The following is a 1,902-nucleotide window of genomic DNA, read 5'->3' as shown; positions in this document are numbered from 1 at the left end:
ATGGGCTGGTATGATTTTGTCAACCTGCATTATTATAATCCGGACAAGGCCTTTCAGATCTTAAATTCACAGGACAGGGGAGTATTTGCGATTTATCCTGATGTTTCTCCTAATCCAACACAATGGAAATTTGTTAAAACTCCATGGAGTACCACAGAAAGACAAATTAATGCTTATGAGGGTAATTTCCTGTTGCCTATTCCATCGGTCGAACTTCTTCAGGCGCCTAACCTGTTGAAACCTGCAGTGGATTATTATGCCACCAAAAAGTAGTACCAATGCTAAAAATATAAGTAAATGAAAAAAATAGTCAATTATATATTCTTGTTCTTTATAGCAGTTGCTATAACGGGTATCTATACATCCTGTTCGAAAGAATCAGAAGGTACGCCAACGGTATCTTATGTAAGGGTGACCAACCCGGAGAAATCGGATTCATTGCTGGTTGGCGCCTATCAGAGCAATACCATTGCAGTTATAGGAGAAAATCTGCAATATGCAAAGGAGGTTTGGATAGATGATCTTCAGGCTTCTTTGACTCCAACTTATGTTACAAGTACCACTATTATTTTTACTATGCCCAGCTCGGCTCCTAAAAAAGTGGATAATCTTTTGAAAATTGTATTTGCAAATGGAGATACTCTGAAATATCCTTTTAAGATAATCATATCTGCACCTTCAATCAGCAGTATGTTGTGTGAATATGTTCCTGAAGGCGGTACGGCTACTATCTATGGGCATTTCTTTTATGAACCGTTAACTGTAACTTTTTCTGGTGGTGTAAATGGTGAAGTACAGTCTGTTTCAACAGATGGAACTACCATTAAGGTAAAAGTTCCTGCAGGGGCTCAGCCTGGATTTCTTACTGTTGCCACTAATTTTGGTTCATCCCAATCCAACTTCTTTTTTAGGGACAATAGAAATATTATTCTAAGCAGTGACCCATTCCCGTCGAATGCTTGGTCCGGTTCAAAATGGGTAGTAAGTAACCCCGGGACGGGTGACCCCATCAAAATTAGTGGAAATTATATCCGGGTTACAGGAACCATATCCGGCTGGTGGACAGAAATTTTTAATGGTATATATACTACGGCTATACCAGATGAGGCCATACTAAAACCATCTCTGTATTATTTAAAATTTGAGCTGAATACAGTAAAACCCTATAATGCTCAAAAAATAAAGTTTTGCATGGGAGCCAAGGATGGGGACCATGGGGATTACGTTTTTAGCCCTCCTTATGATACCAAAGGCGAATGGCAAACCGTGACCATCCCATTTGAGGAAGTTGCAGCAAGTTATTCTAACTTCGGACTAAGTTCTAGTGGATATTTTACAAGAGCCGTATTCAATGGAGGTGATACCTATGATTGTGATATGTGCTTTGACAATTTCAGAATAGTACCAAAGTCCAAATAATAAGCCATTTAAATAATCAGGATGAAACAAATATCTTGCAATTTGAAATCTGTTTGTTTCATCCTGCCTTAAATAAATTCAAATATGATGAAAAAGATATTTAACATACGGATGCTTTTTTGGGTTTGCCTTGTGACCTCAATTGGTCTGGCAACATCATGTAATAAGGAGGAAGGGAATGCTGGAGTAACTATTCTCAATAGTTATGGCCCTTCGCCAGTGGCACGGGGAGCTGAATTAAGGTTTATCGGTGAAAATCTGGATGCGGTTACATCAATTGTATTGCCTGATAACATAGTGATTGATGCTTCTGCATTTACGGCAAGAACTTCCACGCTTATAACCCTCACTGTACCCCAAAATGCTATGCCCGGTATAGTAACGTTGAAAACTCCTTCGGGTGATATCGTCACAAAAACGCATTTGAGCTTCCTGGAACCCATTTCTATAGCAAGTTTTTCACCCACTTCACTAAAAGCAGAT

The 1,902-nt window shown here is 39.0% G+C and carries 3 protein-coding genes; all 3 read left to right on the top strand.

Going from position 1 to position 1,902, the window contains the following annotated elements:
• On the top strand, positions 1-273 hold a 273-nt coding region (locus tag Q8907_16800), incomplete at its 5' end, for a RagB/SusD family nutrient uptake outer membrane protein (protein MDP4275928.1).
• A gap of 24 nt (positions 274-297) precedes the next feature.
• Positions 298-1,419 (top strand): glycan-binding surface protein, encoded by a 1,122-nt coding sequence (locus Q8907_16795; protein ID MDP4275927.1) that lies wholly within the window; start codon positions 298-300, stop codon positions 1,417-1,419.
• An 84-nt stretch (positions 1,420-1,503) separates the two neighbouring features.
• Positions 1,504-1,902: cell shape determination protein CcmA (locus tag Q8907_16790; GenBank protein ID MDP4275926.1), on the top strand; the 399-nt coding region annotated here is incomplete at its 3' end.

Source organism: Bacteroidota bacterium, assembly GCA_030706565.1.
Lineage (GTDB): Bacteria > Bacteroidota > Bacteroidia > Bacteroidales > JAUZOH01 > JAUZOH01.
The sequence above is the reverse complement of the archived record's forward strand: the minus strand, read 5'-3'. Positions and strand labels throughout refer to the sequence as shown.

Bases quoted from the DNA above. Each gene is read 5' to 3' on its own strand.
- Q8907_16795 (MDP4275927.1), top strand. From the start codon at position 298: ATGAAAAAAATAGTCAATTATATATTCTTGTTCTTTATAGCAGTTGCT.